This window comes from Streptomyces sp. NPDC053426, from assembly GCF_055585405.1.
The window spans coordinates 16,063-34,426 of the sequence record NZ_JBVJKE010000037.1; the positions used below are offsets into that span (position 1 = coordinate 16,063).

10 protein-coding genes and 1 pseudogene are annotated in these 18,364 nt (G+C 71.8%); 5 read left to right on the forward strand and 6 right to left on the reverse strand.

All coding sequences use genetic code 11. From position 1 onward, the window contains the following. Window positions 1-2 precede the first annotated feature (2 nt). Window positions 3-572 carry a GNAT family N-acetyltransferase gene (locus tag ACZ62B_RS38145; RefSeq protein WP_344562836.1) on the reverse strand — a complete coding sequence of 190 codons (570 nt, stop codon included), beginning with the start codon at window positions 570-572 and terminating at the stop codon, window positions 3-5. A gap of 280 nt (window positions 573-852) precedes the next feature. On the opposite strand from ACZ62B_RS38145, the gene secA reads away from it, so the two are divergent. Next, entirely contained in the window at window positions 853-3,699 is a 2,847-nt protein-coding gene (gene secA, locus ACZ62B_RS38150) for a preprotein translocase subunit SecA (RefSeq protein WP_344562838.1), read from the forward strand. 70 nt (window positions 3,700-3,769) lie between these two features. Here secA and ACZ62B_RS38155 read toward each other — a convergent pair whose 3' ends face one another. Continuing rightward, entirely contained in the window at window positions 3,770-4,039 is a 270-nt protein-coding gene (locus ACZ62B_RS38155) for an Rv3235 family protein (RefSeq protein WP_382055247.1), read from the reverse strand. Window positions 4,040-4,926: 887 nt separating this feature from the next. Here ACZ62B_RS38155 and ACZ62B_RS38160 point away from each other — a divergent pair. From ACZ62B_RS38160 to ACZ62B_RS38175, 4 genes are all read left to right on the forward strand, one after another. Next, a complete protein-coding gene (locus ACZ62B_RS38160; RefSeq protein ID WP_468728258.1) occupies window positions 4,927-5,433 on the forward strand; it encodes a DUF6912 family protein in 507 nt (168 codons plus the stop codon). A 46-nt stretch (window positions 5,434-5,479) separates the two neighbouring features. Beyond that, window positions 5,480-6,148: an HAD family hydrolase gene (locus tag ACZ62B_RS38165; RefSeq protein WP_344562844.1), complete on the forward strand. Its 669-nt coding sequence runs from the start codon at window positions 5,480-5,482 to the stop codon at window positions 6,146-6,148. A 562-nt stretch (window positions 6,149-6,710) separates the two neighbouring features. After that, a complete protein-coding gene (locus ACZ62B_RS38170; protein WP_469693873.1) occupies window positions 6,711-11,657 on the forward strand; it encodes an NAD-glutamate dehydrogenase in 4,947 nt (1,648 codons plus the stop codon). Window positions 11,658-11,782: 125 nt separating this feature from the next. Next, complete coding sequence (locus tag ACZ62B_RS38175; RefSeq protein WP_469693875.1) at window positions 11,783-13,318, forward strand: hypothetical protein; 1,536 nt, start codon at window positions 11,783-11,785, stop codon at window positions 13,316-13,318. Between the two features lie 203 nt (window positions 13,319-13,521). On the opposite strand, the gene ACZ62B_RS38180 is transcribed toward ACZ62B_RS38175, so the two are convergent. From ACZ62B_RS38180 to ACZ62B_RS38195, 4 genes and pseudogenes are all read right to left on the reverse strand, one after another. Then, complete coding sequence (locus ACZ62B_RS38180) at window positions 13,522-15,159, reverse strand: glycosyltransferase family 2 protein (protein WP_344562850.1); 1,638 nt, start codon at window positions 15,157-15,159, stop codon at window positions 13,522-13,524. Then, window positions 15,156-17,348, reverse strand: coding sequence for a CDP-glycerol glycerophosphotransferase family protein (locus tag ACZ62B_RS38185; RefSeq protein ID WP_469693877.1), 2,193 nt, complete (start codon window positions 17,346-17,348; stop codon window positions 15,156-15,158). The genes ACZ62B_RS38180 and ACZ62B_RS38185 overlap by 4 nt, the downstream gene beginning before the upstream one ends. Window positions 17,349-17,439: 91 nt before the next feature. After that, the gene (locus ACZ62B_RS38190) at window positions 17,440-18,279 is read right to left on the reverse strand and encodes an ABC transporter ATP-binding protein (RefSeq protein WP_468728272.1); all 840 of its coding nucleotides are present in this window, start codon (window positions 18,277-18,279) and stop codon (window positions 17,440-17,442) included. Continuing rightward, window positions 18,272-18,364, reverse strand: a pseudogene (locus ACZ62B_RS38195) (ABC transporter permease); the annotation flags it as partial. The gene ACZ62B_RS38190 and the pseudogene ACZ62B_RS38195, both read right to left, overlap by 8 nt.

The window sequence follows — 18,364 nt, forward strand, 5'->3', positions numbered from 1 at the left end:
GCTCACCCCCGCCCGGGAACGTAGGGCGCCGTGGAGGGAAGGCCCAGGTCGGACGGGAGCAGGGAGCCCACCCAGCCGTCCCGCAGCACTCCCTTGTTGCTGAGCGAGGAACGCAGGACGCCCTCGATGGTGAAGCCCGCGCGCTCCGCCACCGCGCGGGAGGCGGTGTTGCCCACCTCCGCGCGCCACTCCACGCGGTCGATCGACATCCGGGTGAAGGCCCAGCGGGAGGCGGCGAGGGCGGCCTCGGTGATGTAGCCGTTGCCGCGGTGCTCCTTCGCGCACCAGAAGCCGATCTCGCCCGTCCCCAGGGAGCGCATGGTGATGCCGAGCATCCCCGTGAGCTCCCCGGTGGGCAGGAAGACGCCGAAGGTGAACATCGAACCGCCTGCCCACCCGTCGGGAGCGATCTGCTCCGTGAAACCCCGCGCGTGCTCCGGAAGGTACGGGGAGGGGATCGTGGTCCAGCGCTGGATGTCCGGATCCTGGCAGATCGCGTACACGGCGTCGGTGTCCTGCGGGCCGACCGTGCGCAGCAGGAGGCGGTCGGTGGTGAGCGTGACGGGTTCCATCGGCCGATTCTGCTCGCGCGGGGGTGAACGGCGCCATCCCTTTCGCGGTGCGTGAGGCGATGATCACCCTTCGCGCAATTCGCCGGTGCGGGGCGGCACCATCCGAGGGGCTCGGACGTTCTCCTTTTGAAGCAGCCGTGGAACGGATAGGAAGCAGCCGACGGTCACCCCTGCGGCAGGCCTCCCGGCGCGGCGGGGTCCTCGCATACGATGGCCGTTGCTCAGTCAGTGAAATGGAAACCGACCGTCCCAGGCCCGACCGGCAAGGAGACCAACCCCCGTGTCCGTCCTCTCGAAGATCATGCGTGCAGGCGAAGGCAAGATCCTGCGCAAGCTGCACCGCATCGCGGACCAGGTCAACTCCATCGAAGAGGACTTCGAAGGCCTCTCCGACGCCGAGCTGCGGGCCCTCACCGATGAGTACAAGCAGCGGTACGCCGACGGTGAGAGCCTGGACGACCTGCTCCCCGAGGCGTACGCCACCGTCCGCGAGGCCGCCAAGCGCGTCCTGGGCCAGCGGCACTACGACGTCCAGCTCATGGGCGGCGCCGCCCTGCACATGGGCTACGTGGCCGAGATGAAGACCGGTGAGGGCAAGACCCTCGTCGGCACCCTGCCCGCGTATCTGAACGCCCTGTCCGGTGAGGGCGTCCACATCATCACGGTCAACGACTACCTGGCCGAGCGCGACTCCGAGATGATGGGCCGCGTCCACAAGTTCCTGGGTCTGACCGTCGGCTGCATCCTCGCCAACATGACCCCGGCCCAGCGCCGCGAGCAGTACGCGTGCGACATCACCTACGGCACGAACAACGAGTTCGGCTTCGACTACCTGCGCGACAACATGGCGTGGTCGAAGGAGGAGCTCGTCCAGCGCGGGCACAACTTCGCCATCGTCGACGAGGTCGACTCCATCCTCATCGACGAGGCCCGTACGCCGCTGATCATCTCCGGCCCGGCCGACCAGGCCACCAAGTGGTACGGCGACTTCGCCAAGCTGGTCAAGCGCCTCAAGCGCGGTGAGCCCGGCCAGCCGCTCAAGGGCATCGAGGAGACCGGCGACTACGAGGTCGACGAGAAGAAGCGCACGGTCGCCATCCACGAGTCCGGTGTCGCCAAGGTCGAGGACTGGCTGGGCATCGACAACCTGTACGAGTCGGTGAACACCCCGCTCGTGGGCTACCTGAACAACGCCATCAAGGCCAAGGAGCTCTTCAAGAAGGACAAGGACTACGTCATCATCGATGACGAAGTCATGATCGTGGACGAGCACACCGGCCGTATCCTCGCCGGCCGCCGCTACAACGAGGGCATGCACCAGGCCATCGAGGCGAAGGAAGCGGTGCCGATCAAGGACGAGAACCAGACCCTCGCCACGATCACGCTGCAGAACTTCTTCCGCCTCTACAAGCGCCACGACCACAACGGCAAGGAGCAGCCGGGCCTGTCCGGCATGACCGGTACGGCGATGACCGAGGCCGCCGAGTTCCACCAGATCTACAAGCTCGGCGTGGTGCCCATCCCGACCAACCGGCCGATGGTCCGCAAGGACCAGTCGGACCTGATCTACCGCACCGAGGTCGCCAAGTTCGAGGCGGTCGTCGACGACATCGAGGAGAAGCACCGCAAGGGTCAGCCGATCCTCGTCGGCACGACCTCGGTGGAGAAGTCCGAGTACCTCTCGCAGCAGCTCAGCAAGCGCGGCATCCAGCACGAGGTGCTGAACGCCAAGCACCACGAGCGGGAGGCGTCGATCGTCGCCCAGGCCGGCCGCAAGGGCAGTGTCACCGTGGCCACCAACATGGCCGGCCGTGGTACGGACATCAAGCTCGGCGGCAACCCCGAGGACCTCGCCGAGGCGGAGCTGCGTCAGCGCGGTCTCGACCCCGAGGAGCACATCGAGGAGTGGGCGCACGCCCTGCCCGAGGCCCTCGAGCGGGCCGAGGCGGCGGTCAAGGCCGAGAAGGAAGAGGTCGAGAAGAGCGGCGGCCTGTACGTCCTCGGCACCGAGCGGCACGAGTCGCGGCGCATCGACAACCAGCTGCGCGGCCGTTCCGGCCGTCAGGGCGACCCGGGCGAGTCCCGCTTCTACCTCTCGCTCGGCGACGACCTGATGCGGCTGTTCAAGGCGCAGATGGTCGAGCGCGTGATGTCCATGGCGAACGTGCCGGACGACGTGCCGATCGAGAACAAGATGGTCACCCGCGCGATCGCGTCCGCGCAGTCGCAGGTGGAGACGCAGAACTTCGAGACGCGCAAGAACGTCCTGAAGTACGACGAGGTCCTCAACCGGCAGCGCGAGGTCATCTACGGCGAGCGGCGCCGTGTCCTGGAGGGCGAGGACCTGCAGGAGCAGATCCAGCACTTCATGGACGACACGATCGACGCCTACGTCCAGGCGGAGACCGCCGAGGGCTTCCCCGAGGACTGGGACCTGGACCGGCTGTGGGGCGCGTTCAAGCAGCTCTACCCGGTGAGCGTCACCGTCGAGGAGCTGGAGGAGGAGGCCGGCGACCGGGCCGGGCTGACGGCCGAGTTCATCTCCGAGTCCATCAAGGACGACATCCGCGCGCAGTACGAGGCCCGTGAGACGCAGCTCGGTTCCGAGATCATGCGTGAGCTGGAGCGCCGGGTCGTGCTGTCGGTCCTGGACCGCAAGTGGCGTGAGCACCTCTACGAGATGGACTACCTCCAGGAGGGCATCGGCCTGCGCGCGATGGCGCAGAAGGACCCGTTGGTGGAGTACCAACGCGAGGGCTTCGACATGTTCACCGCGATGATGGACGGCATCAAGGAGGAGTCCGTCGGCTACCTGTTCAACCTGGAGGTCCAGGTCGAGCAGCAGGTCGAGGAGGTCCCGGTCGAGGAGGCCAAGCCGGTGGCCGACCTGGAGAAGCAGGACGCGGTGCCCGCGCAGGCGGGTCCGCGCCCCGAGATCCGGGCCAAGGGGCTCGACGCCCCGCAGCGGCGGAACCTGCACTTCTCCGCGCCGACGGTGGACGGCGAGGGCGGCACCATCGAGGGTGACTTCGCCACCGACGACGAGCCGGTGCGTTCCGAGGCGGACGGCCTCACGCGCGCGGAGCGCCGCAAGCAGGCGAAGAGCGGGCGTCGCCGCAAGAAGTGAGCGGACTGTGAGAGGCCGAGGGCCGGACACCTCCCGGGGTGTCCGGCCCTCGGCCGTTTCGCGCGTGCGCTCAGCGGGTGCCCGCGCGGTGCGCCCGCGGGCCGCCCAGCTCCACGGCGGTGCAGCGCCAGCGCAGGTCCCGGCCCTGTTCCAGCCGGAAGGCCATGGCGCGCAGCCTGTCCCCGGCCCCGATCCGGGCGAACGCCTCGATGGCGCCCTCGCGGGGCTCGAACCAGCCGATGTCGCGGACGACGGGGCGGGCACCCCGGGTACGCAGTGGCCCGCGCTCGGCCAGCCGGATCAGCTCGTCGTAGGCCTGCCCGGCGGTGTGGCGCAGCATCGCGTGCACGGGGCGCTGTCCGCTGAGAACGGCGAGCAGCAGCTCGGCGAAGCGGTCGGTGGGTCCCGGCTGGGGGACGACGGGGCGGAGGGGAGCCCGGTCGGTGACGCGCGGGCGGGCACCGGCCGCCTCCCGGGTGCCCCGTGCCGACGACGCCGGCGAAGCGGCCCGTCGGCCCGCACGGCCCGTCGGACGGTTGTCGGCGGGCCGGGTCGGAAGAGCCGCGGCGACCGGCCGGCGCCCGCCGGGAGAGGGGGCGGAGACGGCCCTGCCGGTGGGGACCCGGGGCGGAGCGGTACCCGCGGGGGACGCGACGCGTGCGGTGCTTCCTGAGGGTGTGTGGGATGTGGTGGTGGCCGGGCGGCTCTGGGCGGTGGGAGTGGCGGACGTGGTTCTGGGCGAGCCCGTGCGGGGTGCGGTGCCGTCCGTGGGGAACGGGGCCTCGTCGGGGGAAGGGGCGGGTGTGGGCCGGCCCGCGGGAGTGCGGAGTGGTGTGGTGGCCGCGGGGCGGCGGGGGTCTCGGCGGGTGGGGGGACGGTGGGCGGGGCGGTGCTGGGCTCTGGTCATGACCTTGCGCATGGGGGACCCCGTTCGACGGGCCCGGGGCGGCCGGGGGAAGGCGTACCGGGCGGTAACTTCGTGATTGGGGATCTTGTACGGGGGCGCGCGGTGCGGTGGCAAGGAGGCGGAGGGCGGGCCGGAAGGGCAGGGGAATTCACCTATCAGGGTGGTTCAGGGGGTCCTCGGCCCATGCTCACGCGGGCGCACCGGGTGAATTCCCGGACGCGAGTGGACGCGGTCGAGGGCGTGGGCGGGGACCCGATGGGGGACGCCCGCACGTATCCTGAAGGCCCTCCGGAGCTCCGATCACACGAAAGCGGCCGACCATGCGCGTCTACGTCCCCCTGACCCTCCCCGGGCTCGCCGAGGCGTACCGGACGGGCACGCTGGGCGACGGGCCGGTCCTCGCGTACGCCGTGACGCCCGCGCTGCGCGAGTGGTACCTCTCCGACGACATCGAGGAGCTGGAGTACGCCGCGCTCAGCCGCGCCGCGCTGGCCTCCCTGCGGCTGCTGGCGGCGGACGCCGGTGCGCCGCGGCGCCGGGTCGTGGTCGCCGTGGACGTGTCCGACGGCGCCGCCTCGGCCGACCCCGGCCGGGGCCTCGACCCGGCCGCCCTCGGCGAGGTGCGGGTCGCCGGCGCCGTACGGCTGGCCAAGGCGGCGGCGGTGCACGTGGACGCGGCGGACGCGGAGGCGGACGTGACGGCCGCCGCCGACGCGCTGCCCGCGGCGGACGGCGGGGACGACGACGCGCAGTACACGGTGGACGGCGCGGAGGACCACGAACTGCTCTGGTACGCCACCCAGGAGATCCCCAACCTGGTGGGCTGACCTGCGGGTCTCCTCATTGTCAGTGAGGGCGGGTACGTTTTCGGGCATGGGGATGCACACGGACGCGCACATCGTCTGGGACTGGAACGGCACGCTGTTCCACGACGTCGACGCGGTCATCGGGGCGACGAACGCGGCCTTCGCCGAGCTGGGCCTGGAGCCGCTCACGCTGGAGCGGTACCGGGAGCTGTACTGCGTGCCGGTGCCCAAGTTCTACGAGCGGCTGATGGGGCGGCTGCCCAGCGCGGCCGAGTGGGAGCTGATGGACTCCACCTTCCACCGCCACTACACGGAGCACCACGTACGGTGCGGGCTCGCCGAGGGCGTGGTGGAGCTGCTGACGGGGTGGGCGTCGGCCGGCCGCAGCCAGTCCATCCTCAGCCTGTACGGGCACGAGGACCTGGTCCCGCTGGTGCGGGGCTTCGGGATCGAGGCGCACTTCATACGGGTCGACGGGCGGACCGGACCTTCCGGGGGCGGCAAGGCGGAGCACATGGTGCGCCACCTCCGCGCGCTGACCGGGGTCGACCCGGCGCGCACGGTGGTGATCGGCGACGCGGCCGACGACGCGCTGGCCGCACAGCACGTGGGAGCCCGCGCCGTCCTGTACACCGGCGGCTCCCACGGCCGCGCCAGCCTGGAGGCGGTGGGCGTCCCGGTGGTGGACACCCTGCGGGAAGCCGTCGCGGAGGCGGAGCGCCTGGCGGCTGCCTGACGCCTGCGGCGCGTGGGCGAGTGCGGGTTCGTCGTGGTTGATCGCGCAGTTCCCCGCGCCCCTGGGGGGCATGGTCCTGCCCGGTGTTGAAGGGGTGCCCCTTGGACGGGGTATGCGGCGCGTGGGCCGGCCGCACTGTGCAGAACGTCAAAGTTCAGGGCCTGGTTTTGTACACATACGGCTCATGACGGGGGGCCTGTAAGGAGAGATAGCCTTGGTGGCGTGATCAGCGCGATAGCTCGCGGGGACCTCGGCGTCCCTGCTGTGCGCCCGGAGAACACGGACGACATCCGTGACCGGGTGACGGTCGCTGGTCTTCGCGGGCGGCACGGGGCCAAGAGGGCACCCGGGACGCGGCGCACCTCCCGGGGAAAGGCGTCGCAGAGAGCGACGTCACACCCGTCGGACGCGTCGAATTCGGCCGAGAAGCCCCCGCTCCTCTCACCTCACGGCATAGCGTCGGCACAGACCGGACACCCCGTGTCGTACCACCGCACCACGAGGTCGGAGACCGTACTTCCTTCTACGTCACGCAACGGCGCGCGACAGGAGCCAGAGGACCATGCAGACCAAGCTGGACGAAGCCAAGGCCGAGCTGCTCGAGAGGGCGGCCCGGGTAGCTGAGAACAGCCCGGCCGGGGGGAAACTGCCGACTGGGACGACGGACAAGGGCATGCCCGACCGGGACACCGTGCTCGAGTTCCTCCAGCGCTACTACCTGCACACCGCCCCGGAGGACCTGACCGACCGCGACCCGGTCGACATCTTCGGAGCCGCCTACTCGCACTACCGGCTCGCCGAGAGCCGCCCCCAGGGCACGGCCAACGTCCGCGTCCACACCCCGACCGTCGAGGAGAACGGCTGGACCTGCAGCCACTCCGTCGTCGAGGTGGTCACCGACGACATGCCCTTCCTGGTCGACTCCGTCACCAACGAGCTGACCCGCCAGGGCCGCGGCATCCACGTCGTCATCCACCCGCAGTTCGTGGTCCGCCGGGACGTCACCGGCAAGCTGATCGAGGTGCTCACCACCTCGCCCGGCGGCGACCTCCCGCACGACGCGCGCGACCTTCCGCACGACGCGCACGTCGAGTCCTGGATCCACGTGGAGATCGACCGCGAGACCGACCGCGGCGACCTCAAGCAGATCACCGCCGATCTGCTGCGCGTGCTGTCCGACGTCCGCGAGGCCGTCGAGGACTGGGGCAAGATGCGCCAGGCCGCGACCGCGCTGGCCGAGGCGCTGCCCGGCGAGCCCGTCCCCACCGACCTGCCCGCGCCGCAGGTCGAGGAGGCCCGCGAGCTGCTGCGCTGGCTCGCCGACGACCACTTCACCTTCCTCGGCTACCGCGAGTACCAGCTGCGCGAGGACGACTCGCTGGCCGCCGTCCCCGGCACCGGCCTCGGCATCCTGCGCTCCGACCCGCACCACGCCGCCGACGAGAGCCACCCGGTCAGCCCGTCCTTCGAGCGGCTGCCCGCCGACGCCCGCGCCAAGGCCCGCGAGCACAAGCTGCTGGTGCTGACCAAGGCCAACAGCCGGGCCACCGTGCACCGGCCGTCGTACCTGGACTACATCGGCGTGAAGAAGTTCGACGCGGACGGCAACGTCGTCGGCGAGCGGCGCTTCCTCGGACTGTTCTCGTCCGCCGCCTACACCGAGTCCGTGCGCCGGGTGCCGGTGATCCGCCGCAAGGTCGAGGAGGTCCTGGAGCGCGCCGGCTTCTCGCCGCACAGCCACGACGGGCGCGACCTGCTCCAGATCCTGGAGACCTACCCGCGCGACGAGCTGTTCCAGACCCCGGTCGCCGAGCTCCAGTCCATCGTGACCTCGGTGCTCTACCTCCAGGAGCGCCGCCGGCTCCGGCTCTACCTGCGCCAGGACGAGTACGGGCGCTACTACTCCGCCCTCGTCTACCTGCCGCGCGACCGCTACACCACCGGCGTCCGGCTGCGGATCATCGACATCCTCAAGGAGGAGCTCGGCGGCATCAGCGTCGACTTCACCGCCTGGAACACCGAGTCGGTCCTCTCCCGGCTGCACTTCGTGGTCCGCGTCCCGCAGGGCACCGAGCTGCCCGAGCTGTCCGACGCCGACAAGGAGCGCATCGAGGCCCGGCTCGTCGAGGCCGCCCGCTCCTGGGCCGACGGCTTCGCCGAGGCGCTGAACGCCGAGTTCGGCGAGGAGCGCGCCGCCGAGCTGCTGCGCCGCTACTCCGGCGCCTTCGCCGAGGGCTACAAGGCCGACCACTCCCCGCGTAACGCCGTCGCCGACCTGGTGCGCCTGGAGGAGCTCGACGAGGAGCGCGACTTCGCGCTCAGCCTGTACGAACCGGTGGGCGCGGGCGCCGGGGAGCGCCGCTTCAAGATCTACCGCAAGGGCGAGGCCGTCTCCCTGTCCGCGGTGCTGCCGGTGCTCCAGCGGCTCGGCGTCGAGGTCGTCGACGAGCGGCCGTACGAGCTGCGCTGCGCCGACCGCAGCGTGGCCTGGATCTACGACTTCGGCCTGCGGATGCCCCGGGGAACCGGCGCCGACCACCTCGGCGACGACGCCCGTGAGCGGTTCCAGGACGCCTTCGCCGCGACCTGGACCGGCAAGGCGGAGAACGACGGCTTCAACGCCCTCGTGCTCAGCGCCGGACTGACCTGGCGGCAGGCCGTGGTGCTGCGGGCGTACGCCAAGTACCTGCGCCAGGCGGGCTCCACCTTCAGCCAGGACTACATGGAGGACACCCTCCGCCACAACGTCCACACCACCCGGCTGCTCGTCTCCCTCTTCGAGGCGCGGATGTCGCCGGACCGGCAGCGCGCCGGGTACGAACTGGTGGACGCGCTCCTCGAGGAGGTCGACGCCGCCCTCGACCAGGTCGCCTCGCTGGACGAGGACCGCATCCTGCGCTCCTTCCTCACGGTCATCAAGGCGACGCTGCGCACCAACTTCTTCCAGGAGACGAGCGGCGGCGTGCCGCACGACTACGTCTCCATGAAGTTCGACCCGACGGCCATCCCGGACCTCCCGGCGCCGCGCCCGGCGTTCGAGATCTGGGTGTACTCGCCGCGCGTCGAGGGCGTGCACCTGCGCTTCGGCAAGGTCGCGCGCGGCGGTCTGCGCTGGTCGGACCGCCGGGAGGACTTCCGTACGGAGATCCTCGGCCTGGTCAAGGCGCAGATGGTGAAGAACACCGTCATCGTGCCGGTGGGCGCCAAGGGCGGCTTCGTCGCCAAGCAGCTCCCCGACCCGGCCGTGGACCGCGACGCCTGGATGGCCGAGGGCATCGCCAGCTACCGGACGTTCATCTCGGCGCTGCTCGACATCACCGACAACATGGTGGCCGGTGAGGTCGTGCACCCGGTGGACGTCGTCCGGCACGACGAGGACGACACGTACCTGGTCGTCGCCGCCGACAAGGGCACCGCGAAGTTCTCGGACATCGCCAACGAGGTCGCCGAGTCGTACAACTTCTGGCTCGGTGACGCCTTCGCCTCCGGCGGCTCCGCCGGATACGACCACAAGGGCATGGGCATCACCGCCCGCGGCGCCTGGGAGTCCGTGAAGCGGCACTTCCGGGAGCTGGGCGTGGACACCCAGACCCAGGACTTCACGGTCGTCGGCATCGGCGACATGTCCGGTGACGTGTTCGGCAACGGCATGCTGCTCAGCGAGCACATCCGCCTGGTCGCCGCCTTCGACCACCGGCACATCATCATCGACCCCGATCCCGACGCGGCCGTCTCCTACGCCGAGCGCCGCCGGCTGTTCGAGCTGCCGCGCAGCTCCTGGGCCGACTACGACACCGGGCTGCTGTCGGCCGGCGGTGGGGTCTTCCCGCGCAGCGCCAAGTCCATCCCGGTCAACTCGCAGATCCGCGAGGCCCTCGGCATCGAGCCGGGCGTCACCAAGATGACCCCGGCCGACCTGATGAAGGCGATCCTCAAGGCGCCGGTGGACCTGCTGTGGAACGGCGGCATCGGCACGTACGTCAAGGCCTCCACCGAGTCCAACGCCGACGTCGGCGACAAGGGCAACGACGCCATCCGCGTCGACGGCAAGGACCTGCGCGTCGAGGTCGTCGGCGAGGGCGGCAACCTGGGCTGCACCCAGCTCGGCCGGATCGAGTTCGCGCTGCACGGCGGCCGGATCAACACCGACGCGATCGACAACAGCGCCGGCGTGGACACCTCCGACCACGAGGTGAACATCAAGATCCTGCTCACCGGTCTCGTCAAGGACGGCGACATGACCGTGAAGCAGCGCAACAAGCTGCTCGCCGGGATGACCGACGAGGTCGGCCGACTGGTCCTGCGCAACAACTACGCGCAGAACACCGCCATCGCCAACGCGCTGGCGCAGTCGAAGGACATGATGCACGCCCAGCAGCGCTTCCTGAAGCACCTGGTGCGCGAGGGGCATCTCGACCGGGCCCTGGAGTTCCTGCCCACCGACCGCCAGATCCGCGAGCGGCTCTCCTCCGGGCAGGGCCTGACCGGACCTGAGACGGCCGTGCTGCTGGCGTACACGAAGATCACGGTCGCCGAGGAGCTGCTGGCCACCTCGCTGCCCGACGACCCGTATCTGAAGGTGCTGCTGCACGCCTACTTCCCGACGGAGCTGCGCGAGCAGTTCCTCGACCGGATCGACACCCACCCGCTGCGCCGTGAGATCACCACGACGGTGCTGGTCAACGACACGGTCAACACGGGCGGTACGACGTATCTGCACCGGCTGCGCGAGGAGACCGGCGCGTCGCTGGAGGAGATCGTCCGGGCGCAGACCGCGGCCCGCGCGATCTTCCGCTCCTCGGTGGTGTGGGACGGGGTCGAGGCGCTCGACAACACGGTCGACGCGGAGCTGCAGACCCGCATCCGGCTGCACTCGCGCCGCCTGGTGGAGCGCGGTACGCGGTGGCTGCTCAACAACCGGCCGCAGCCGCTGGAGCTCGAGGAGACGGTGTCGTTCTTCGCCGAGCGGGTCGAGCAGGTCTGGTCGCAGCTCCCGAAGCTGCTGCGCGGCGCGGACCTGGACTGGTACCAGCGGATCTACGACGAGCTGAGCGGCGCCGGTGTCCCGGACGAGCTGGCCACCCGGGTCGCCGGGTTCTCCTCCGCCTTCCCGACGCTGGACATCGTGTCGGTGGCCGACCGGACGGGCAAGGAGCCGCTGGACGTCGCCGAGGTGTACTACGACCTCGGTGACCGGCTGCGCATCACCCAGCTGATGGACCGCATCATCGAGCTGCCGCGCGCCGACCGCTGGCAGTCCATGGCCCGCGCGGCGATCCGCGAGGACCTGTACGCGGCGCACGCGGCGGTGGCCGCGGACGTGCTGGCGGAGGGCGACGGCTCCTCGACGCCGCAGCAGCGCTTCACCCAGTGGGAGCGGAAGAACGCGGCGCTGCTGGGCCGGGCCCGTACCACGCTGGAGGAGATCCACGGCTCCGACGCGTTCGATCTCGCCAACCTGTCGGTGGCGATGCGGACGATGCGGACGCTGCTGCGGTCGCACTCGTAGGCGCAGGTGAGTGAGGGCGCCCCGGACCGTGTCGGGTCCGGGGCGCCCTCGCGTCGTTGTGGTGCCTTGGGTGGGTGTTGGCGGGGATCCGGTGCGGGGTCGCCGTTCCGGGCAATGGTTTGTGTGTGACTGTCCGATTCTCGTCGTCCGCTCCGCCGGGGAGGGGCGGTGCGCGCCGTGCCGCGGTCCGGTCGGCGGTTGCCGGCCGGACCGTGGCCCTGGCCGCCGTCGGACTCGTGCTCGTCCTGATGGCCCTGATGGCCCTGGTGATCGTGCGGCTTCCGTGGGTCGGCGACCTGGGCATGCACGCGGCGACCTTGCAGCGGCTGCGGCACAGTCCGCTCGACCCCGGCAACCCGCTGGTCGACGCGGACACGCCGAGCCCGTACTACTCGCCGTGGATGCTGCTGCTCGGCACCGTCGCCCGAATACCGGGCCTGTCGGTGTTCGTGGTGCTGCGACTGGCCGCCGTCGCCGGACTGGCGCTGCTGGTGACGGGCGTATGGCGGTACGTGCGGACGCTGAGCGCGCACCGGGCCGCGCCCGCGCTCGCCCTGCTGAGCCTGCTGCTGATGTGGGGCACGACGCCGTTCCTGTGGAGCGGCTTCCCGGGGCTGCACTCGCTCGCGCTGACGGTGTCGTATCCGAGCACCTTCGCGCTCGGGCTCGCCTTTCACTTCTGGGCGTGGCTGGCGGGAGCGCTGCGCCGGGAGGCCGGGTGGCCGGTGTGGCTCGGACTGGGGGTGCTGTGGGGGGTGATCCTGCTCTGCCATCAGTTCTCGGGGGTCGTGGCCACGGTGGGGGCCGTCGCCACGGTGCTCGCGGCGGGGCGGGACGGGCGCGCGGTGTGGCCGCGGCTCGGCGCCGGGCCGGCGGTGGGGGCGGTGGTGCTGTGGGTGTGGCCGTACTACGACTTCTTCGCGCTGTTCGGCGCGGCGGGGGACGGGCTGGACGCGGTGCACCTGGGGTTGTACGGGCATCCGGTCGCGCGGTACGGGCTGGTGCTGCTCGGGGTGGCCGCGCTGGTTCCGCGGTGGTGGCGGGACCGGTGGGATCCGCTGGTCCTCTTCGCCGGGCTGGGGGTGGCGGTCGTGGGGGTGGGGTGGGTGAGCGGCCACTACTCGTGGGGGCGTGCGCTGCCGGCCGTGATGATCCCGGCGCAGCTCGCGGTGGCGCTGGAGGTGGTGGGGGCGGCGCGGCGGGGGGTGCGTGCCGGGTGGGCGGTTCTGCTGGCCGGGGGGCTGCTGGTCGGGGGGTGGGGGCAGGTGGGGGTGCTCGGGTACGTGGTTCCGCGCGGGGGGCTGCCGGCGGTGGTGGAGGACAGGTACCGGGAGCCTTGGGCGGGGTATCAGTGGATCACGCCGTGGGTGCGGTACGGGGATGTGGTCATGGCGGAGGGGCGGGCGGCCCGGCAGGTGCCGGCGTACGGGCCCTACACGGTCGCTCCGGGGTATCCCGACTTCTTCCTCTCGGATGAGGAGCGTCGGGTGGCGGTCACGGAGGTGTACTTCGGGGAGCGGACGCCGTCGTCCGTGCGGCGGGGGATCGAGCGGGAGTACGGGGTGCGGTGGGTGGTCGGCGGGGGTGGTGGCCTGGACGACGGTGGGCTGCGGGTGGTGGCTCGGGGGCCGGAGGGGCAGGTGCTTTACGCGGTGCCCTGAGCTGTGAAGGTGGCGGTGCTTCAGCGGTGCCCTGAGCCGGGAGGGGGCGGTTCTGGTTTGTCTCGCCCCCGCCGCCCCTTCCCTCCCCCACTCTCGGCTTCGCTCGAGCGGGAGGTGCCCCCACCGTCCCCCGGGGGCTGCGCCCCCGGACCCCCTTCGGCCCTGGACGGGCCTCGTCCTCAAACGCCGGACGGGCTGAAAGATCAAACGCCGGACGGGCTGAAGACGCTCGCCGCCCTCCGGGCCGCTCGGCGTACCCGGAGGGCGCCTGCCGTGAGGCCGGCCGGTTGCCAGCGGAGTTGGAGGCGGCCCGGGGTGTGGCCCTCGGGTTCGATGGTGAGCCGGTGGCGCGGGACGCGGGTGGTGAGGGGCGGGAAGGCCAGGGGGGCCAGGAGCAGGCCCCGGTTGCTGTGGCCCCGGCAGGTCAGGCGGACCATCGGGTGACGCACCCCGGCGAAGCCGCTCAGCGGGAGGCGTGCGGCCGCCGGGTCGAGACGGACGCGGCCCTCGAAGACACCGGGGCGGACCGGGGAGAGACGGAAGGGGACGGTCAGGCGGCGCCGGCCGGGGGAGAGGAGCAGGCTCGCGCGCTGGGGGCCGACCGGGAGGCGCAGGGCCGGGTCGTACGTGCGTACGGTCAGGTCGACGGAGGCACCCGGGCCCCGGACGAGCTCCGTGACCTCGTGGCGGAACCGGGCGACGGAGAACGGGCGGGTCTCCGGCTCCAGCTCGGTCAGGTCCAGTTCACGGCGGGCGCCGGCCGACTCGGGGACCCGCCCGCCCCAGTACGTACGGCCGTCCGGGCCCGTGGTCAGCTCCCTCGGGGCGACCTCGTGCCCCAGTCCCCGGGCGGCCCACCGGGCCTCGGTCAGCCGCCGGTCGCGGACGAGCTGGAGCACCACCCGCTCGGCGCGGGGCAGCCGGGCGTACGCGCCCGGCGACAGCGTCTCCAGGTACGGGTTCACCAGGTCCGCGAAGGCCGCCAGCCACTCCTCGTCCCGGTAGGGCAGATCGCCCGCGTACATCCGGAAGTCGTGCTTCAGGAACTTGTGGTCCTTGTCCTCGCGCAGCCCCTCGTGCCCGCTCTCCGCCAGGAAGGCGTCGATCAGCCGCTGGACGTGGATCCGGTCGCGGACGTTGCCGATCAGATGCCGCTGGTTGGAGATGGACGCGGTGTCGGAGCCCGCGTACGGGGCGACGTACCAGAGGTACACCGGCTCCGGGACGATCGTGAACCGTTTCGCCAGGCAGTACGCCTGCGCCGAGAAGAGCTGGTCCTCGTAGTGGATGCCCTCGGGGAAACGCAGGTCGTGCCGGTCGAGGAAGGCGCGGGCGTACATCTTGCTGGTCGACAGGTGCTCGAAGAACAGCCGCGGGTCGGCCTCGATGCCGTCCAGGGTGCGGCGTTCGCGCACGAGGTGCGGCATCCAGGTGGAGCGGCGGCCGGTGTCCACCCGGATCCGCCGCACCGCGCCCATCGCGAAGTCGAGGTCGCGTTCGCGGTGCGCGGCGAGCAGCGAGGCGACCGACTCCGGCGGGAGCTCGTCGTCGCTGTCCAGGAACATCAGGTACGGCGCCCGCGCGATCTCCAGGGCGCGGTTGCGCGGAGCGCTGCATCCGCCGCTGTTCTCCGGCAGCCGCAGGTACCGGATACGGCCGTCGCGGGCGGCCAGCGCCCGCGCCACCCGGGGGGTGTCGTCCGTGGAGTGGTCGTCGCTGATGACGATCTCGAGGTCGCGGTGGGTCTGGCGGCGGACGGACTCCACCGCGCGGGGGAGCCGTCCGGCGTCGTCGTGCACGATCACCGTGACGGTGACGTCGGGGAGTCGCGAGGTGCTCATGACGCCTCCTCGGGGGTCGGCGCCGGGGTGCGTTCCCCGATCGGCAGCACCGGTGGCAGCGACGCCTCGTCCTGGCCGAGGAAGACCCGGCGTACGACGCGTTCGGCGGCGCGGCCGTCGTCGTACTCGCAGAACCGGCGGCGGAAGACGGCCCGCGTCTTCGCCGCGCTGTCGTCGCGCCAGGCGTCGGTGGTGAGGATCCCGGTCAGCTCGTCCTGGGTGCGGGCCACCGGGCCGGGCGCCTCGGCCATCAGGTCGAAGTAGACGCCGCGCGTGGTGCGGTACGTCTCCCAGTCGTCGGCGTGGACGACGATCGGGCGGTCGAGGTTGGCGTAGTCGAACATGATCGACGAGTAGTCCGTGACCAGGGCGTCGGCGGCCAGGCACAGCTCCTCCACCGGGTCGTAGGACGAGACGTCCACGATGCGGCCGGAGCGGCGCAGGCCGGTCAGGGGGGAGGCGGCGCCGTCGTAGAAGTAGTGGCCGCGCACCAGCAGCACGGTGTCCTCGCCGAGGCGTTCGGCGAGGGCGGCGAGGTCCAGGCGCGGGGTCCAGCCGGCCTCGTAGTCGCGGTGCGTGGGCGCGTACAGGACGGCCCGGCGGCCGGGCGCGATGCCGAGGCGTGCGCGGACCGCGCGGATGTCGTCGGCGCCGGCCGTGTAGTAGACGTCGTTGCGCGGATAGCCGTAGTCGAGCGAGACGAACCGCGACGGGTACGCCCTCTCCCACATGCGGGTGGTGTGGCTGTTGCTGGAGATGCTGAAGTCCCATTTGTCGACGCGTTCCAGCAGCGCGTCGAAGTCCAGGCCCTGGGCGGCGGCCGGGAAGGGCATCTGGTCCACGCCCATGCGCTTGAGCGGGGTGCCGTGGTGGGTCTGGAGGTGGACCGCGCCGGGGCGTTTGACCACGGCGTTCGGGAAGTTGACGTTGTTGACGAGGTACTTCGCGGTGGCGAGCACCTCCCAGTAGCGGCGGGTGCCGGGGACGACGTGGTCGGTGCCGGGCGGGAGCAGGGCGGCGTTCTTGCCGGTCACCACCCACACCGGGTGGACGTGCGGGGCGAGTTCGGCGAGCTTGGCGGCGATCGCGGCCGGGTTGCAGGCGACCCCGCGGTTCCAGTAGGCGGCGAACACCGCCAGGTGGGGGTCGACGGGGCGGTGCAGGGCCCGGCGGTACTGGAGGTCGCGGACCTGTGCGCCGAGCCGGCGCCGGCCGGTGCGCACCGTGGACCGCACGGTGCGGCGGGCGCGGTTGGCGGTCTGGAAGGCGCGGTACTTGCCGTAGGCGCCCTCTTCGAGCAGGGAGCGGCGGACGCCCTCGAGCCCTGCGGGGCGCCGGTGGCCCTCGGGGCGGCGGCGCAGGGCGGCGACCGAGGCCCGGTGGAAGAACTCCCGGGCCACGTCCTCGGGCATGTCGCCGCGGGTGAAGGCGCGCAGGCAGTCACGGACCATGATCTCGTAGAGCACGGTGTAGACGGCGGGGCGTTCGCGGGCGAGGCCGAGGAGGCTCTCGTAGCGGTCGACGAGCGCGTAGTGCTGTGCGGGGGTGAGCGGCGGGAGGGCGGCGGGGCGCGGGCGGCGGTCCTCGTGGGCGACGTGCGGCAGGGCGGCGACGCGGCCGGCGAGCAGCAGGGCGGCGAGGGCCGCCCGCGGTTCGTCGTCGGTGGTGAGCCGGTCCTCGTGCGCCCGCCAGAAGCCGGCGCGCAGGACGCGGGTGCCGAGCAGCGGGGCCAGGCGCAGCAGGTAGGCGCTGTCGTCGAGGGCGAGGTCGGCGCGGCCCGCGCGGGCGAGCAGGGGGCCGTCCGCCGAGGAGAGCCCGGAACCGCGCCAGGTGCTGCGCAGGTGGTCCAGGAGCAGGACGTCGACGGTGCCGGGGAGCTCGGCGACCCGTTCGGCGACGGTCCGGGTGCTGCCGGGCGGCAGGCCGTCCTTGGCGCGGACGAAGTGCAGCCAGCGGCCGGCGGCCCGCGCCGCCCCCGCCGTCCTGGCCGTCGCGTCGGACGTGCCGTCGGGCAGGGGCAGCACCTGGACGTGCGGGGCGTGCCGCCGGGCGGTCTCGTGGGCCCAGTCGCCGACGGCGGCGACGACGACCTCGGTGTCCGGGAGGGGGTGGGCGGTGAGGGAGTCGAGCAGGCCGGTCAGGTGGTCCTGGGTGTTCGGCCCGTGGACGATGACGCTCAGCTCGGGCATCGCGGGGCTCCTTCGGCTGCTCGTCGCTCCGGACAGTCCTCTTCGGTCATATTGGCATCAATACGATGAAGAGGTCGCGCGGGCGTGGGCCTCAGGAGGGCACCGGTACCGCCTTCGGCTTGGGCTGCGGCCTGCGGGCCTTGTCCGTGCCTCCGGTGAACGCCTCGTACTCCTTGAGCACGTCCTCCGTCGGTCCGTCCATCAGCAGCTCGCCCCGTTCCAGCCACAGCACGCGGTCGCAGGTGTCGCGGATCGACTTGTTGTTGTGGCTGACCAGGAACACCGTCCCCGCCCGCTCGCGCAGCTCCCGGATGCGGGCCTCGGAGCGCTTCTGGAAGGAGCGGTCGCCGGTGGCCAGCGCCTCGTCGACGAGGAGGACGTCGTGGTCCTTGGCGGCGGCGATGGAGAAGCGCAGCCGGGCCGCCATGCCGGAGGAGTAGGTGCGCATCGGCAGGGTGATGAAGTCGCCCTTCTCGTTGATGCCGGAGAAGTCGACGATCTCCTCGTACCGGGACTTGATCTCCTCGCGGGACATGCCCATGGCGAGCCCGCCGAGGTGGACGTTGCGCTCGCCGGTCAGGTCGCGCATCAGGGCGGCGTTGACGCCGAGCAGGGAGGGCTGGCCGTCGGTGTAGATACGGCCGTTCTCCACCGGGAGCAGTCCGGCGACGGCCTTGAGCAGGGTCGACTTGCCCGAGCCGTTGGTGCCGATGAGCCCGATCGCCTCGCCCCGGTACGCCACGAAGGACACGCCCCGTACGGCGTGCACCGTGCGCACCCCGGCCGCCTTCTCGGCCTGCTTGCGGCGCAGCATGCGGTTGAGGGCGGCGGTGGCGGAGCCGCGTCCGGCGCCGGTGCCGTTGACCCGGTAGACGATGTCGACGCGGTCGGCGACGACCGTGGGGATCTTGTGGTCGCTGCTGTCAGCCACGGCCGTATTTCTCCTCTGCCTTCCAGAAGTAGACGAAGCCGATCACGCCGGCCAGCAGCGCCCAGCCCACCGCGAACGCCCACAC

Excerpts from the sequence above, each read along its gene's own strand:
- ACZ62B_RS38165 (WP_344562844.1), top strand. The coding sequence starts at position 5,480 with ATGGGGATGCACACGGACGCGCACATCGTCTGGGACTGGAACGGCACG.
- ACZ62B_RS38145 (WP_344562836.1), bottom strand. The coding sequence starts at position 572 with ATGGAACCCGTCACGCTCACCACCGACCGCCTCCTGCTGCGCACGGTC.
- ACZ62B_RS38160 (WP_468728258.1), top strand. The coding sequence starts at position 4,927 with ATGCGCGTCTACGTCCCCCTGACCCTCCCCGGGCTCGCCGAGGCGTAC.
- ACZ62B_RS38185 (WP_469693877.1), bottom strand. The coding sequence starts at position 17,348 with ATGCCCGAGCTGAGCGTCATCGTCCACGGGCCGAACACCCAGGACCAC.
- ACZ62B_RS38170 (WP_469693873.1), top strand. The coding sequence starts at position 6,711 with ATGCAGACCAAGCTGGACGAAGCCAAGGCCGAGCTGCTCGAGAGGGCG.
- ACZ62B_RS38155 (WP_382055247.1), bottom strand. The coding sequence starts at position 4,039 with ATGCTGCGCCACACCGCCGGGCAGGCCTACGACGAGCTGATCCGGCTG.
- ACZ62B_RS38180 (WP_344562850.1), bottom strand. The coding sequence starts at position 15,159 with ATGAGCACCTCGCGACTCCCCGACGTCACCGTCACGGTGATCGTGCAC.